The 2,003-nt window shown below is 75.9% G+C and carries 2 protein-coding genes and 1 pseudogene; all 3 read right to left on the bottom strand.

What is annotated here, in order from left to right:
* Positions 1–241 (bottom strand): annotated as a pseudogene (locus AB0K09_RS33030) (EamA family transporter); the annotation flags it as partial.
* A 320-nt stretch (positions 242–561) separates the two neighbouring features.
* Positions 562–1,596 (bottom strand): EamA family transporter, encoded by a 1,035-nt coding sequence (locus AB0K09_RS33025; RefSeq protein ID WP_366069083.1) that lies wholly within the window; start codon positions 1,594–1,596, stop codon positions 562–564.
* Positions 1,597–1,627: 31 nt separating this feature from the next.
* Positions 1,628–2,003 (bottom strand): peptidase (locus AB0K09_RS33020; protein ID WP_366069082.1); only part of this gene is annotated, 376 nt, incomplete at its 5' end.

Genomic DNA, 2,003 nt, shown 5'->3' with positions numbered 1-2,003 from the left:
CCAGACCGTTCACCAGGACGGGCAGCCACGCGCGGCTCCCGGAACCGCGCGGTGCGCGGGGGCGGCGCGGGCGCAGGGCCCGGACGGCCAGCAGCAGGACGAGCCCGCCGGCGGTGCGCCAGAAGGTCAGGGCCACCGGGCCGAGGCCGCTGCTGGCGAACGTCAGGGCGGCGGTGGCGCCCGACGTGCCCCAGGCGACACCGGCGACGGCCAGGAAGCCGAGGCCCCGGCCGACCGGCATGCCGCCCGGCGGACCGGCCGGGCCGCCCGAAGACGGCGTGAGGGCTGACGAAGAGACCGGCGTACCCGACGAAGGGCACGACGGACGAGGGGAATGGGACATGACTGTTCTCCCGCGGAGACTCGTGACGATCGCGTGGTCCCGTGTGCGGGCAGCGACGATCCGCCCGGGAGCTCGGGAAGGAGCTCGACCGGGCCCGGTCCTCCGGGAGCGGCCGCCCGCGCTAGGCGGCGGGAGGCGGCAGAACGGTCATGTGCTTCGGCATGATCGACACTCTAGCGCCTGTCCGGTGGATCTTCGCCGGGATCCGCCGGACAGGCCTAGGCGGAGCGGGCCTCGCCGGACAACTCCCGGCCCGCTCCTCCGCCTTCCCCTCCGGCGCCTTGCCCTCCGGGCCCCTCTCCCCCGGCCACCGGTGCCCCCGAGGCCGCCTTCGGCGTGGAGGTCTGCGCGATGAAGGCGCCCAGCAGCACCATCACCCCGCCCACGGTCTGCGGCACGGACAGGCGCTCCCCCAGCAGCACCCAGGCCAGCACGGTGGCGACGACCGCCTCCAGGCAGGCCACGACGCCCGCCACCTGGGGCGAGAGCCGGCGCACGGACACCACGCCGGTGAGATAGGCCGCCACGGTCGCGACGAGCACGATCCACGCGAGCAGCAGTGCGGCGGGGACCGACACATCGTGCAGCCGCGCCCGGTCCGTGAGGACCTGCCAGTCCAGCGCCCAGGGGCGCGCCACGGCGGTCAGCAGAACGGATCCGACGAGCATGCCGTAGGCGATGACGCCGACCGGGTCGGGGGCGTCGGCCGGGTCGGCCGTGCCGCCGCCGTGGTCGGACAGCACGAAGTAGCCCACCTGGCAGCAGGCGGCGCAGACGGCAAGCAGCAAACCGACGGGGTCGAAGGCCGCCCCGGACCAGACCTCCACCACGCAGGCCAGCCCGCACACGGCGAGCACGACGCCCGCGGCGGCGGCCCGTGACACCGGCCTGCGCTGGACGAACCGCACCCAGCCGAGCACCAGGGCGGGCGCGAGGTATTCGACGAGCAGGGCGACGCCGACGGGGATGCGGGACAGCGCCGTGAAGTAACACGCCTGCACGCCCGCCACGGCGAGCAGTCCGAAACCCAGGAGCAGCGCCGGACGCCGGGTGGCGAGCGCGCGATGCCGCCAGGCCAGGGGGAGCATGACCAGGGCCGCGCCCGTCACGCGCAACCACACCACCTGGAGAGGATCGATCCCCGCCTCGATGAGCGGCTTGGCCGCGACACCCGATCCGCCGAACGCGAGGGCGGACATCACGGCGAGCCCCAGCCCCGCGCCCTTCCGCCGATTCACCCGAGTCACCTGCATCAGCGCATGATGCCAGCCCCCGGCGGCGCAGTCACCCGGCCGCCGGCCGCGTTCGGTTCTCCAGGCGCGCGACGAGCAGGACCGGGTCCACGCCCGAGCGGAGCAGCACGTCGACCGCGCGGCTGCGGTGGTCGTGGGTCAGGGCGGCGAGCAGGTCGAGCCCCTCCGTCCGGTCCGCACCCCGCGCGCGGGCCCGGGCGTGCGCCTGACGCAGGGCGACCGTCGCGATCGGCGACCAGCCCGGCACCGCGCGGCCGGTCCGCGCGGACACGGCGCCGCAGCCCTCCACTTCGCCGCGCCAGCGCAGCCCGTACCCGATGGCGCGCTGCGCGAGGTAGCCGAGCAGCCGTGCCGTCCGGGCCGGGCCACCCGGCAGCGCGTCGCGTACCGCGGGGTCCGCTTCGAGC

The sequence above is a fragment of the Streptomyces sp. NPDC049577 genome (genome assembly GCF_040675635.1).
GTDB lineage: Bacteria > Actinomycetota > Actinomycetes > Streptomycetales > Streptomycetaceae > Streptomyces.
This window is presented reverse-complemented; position numbering and strand designations above follow the sequence as displayed.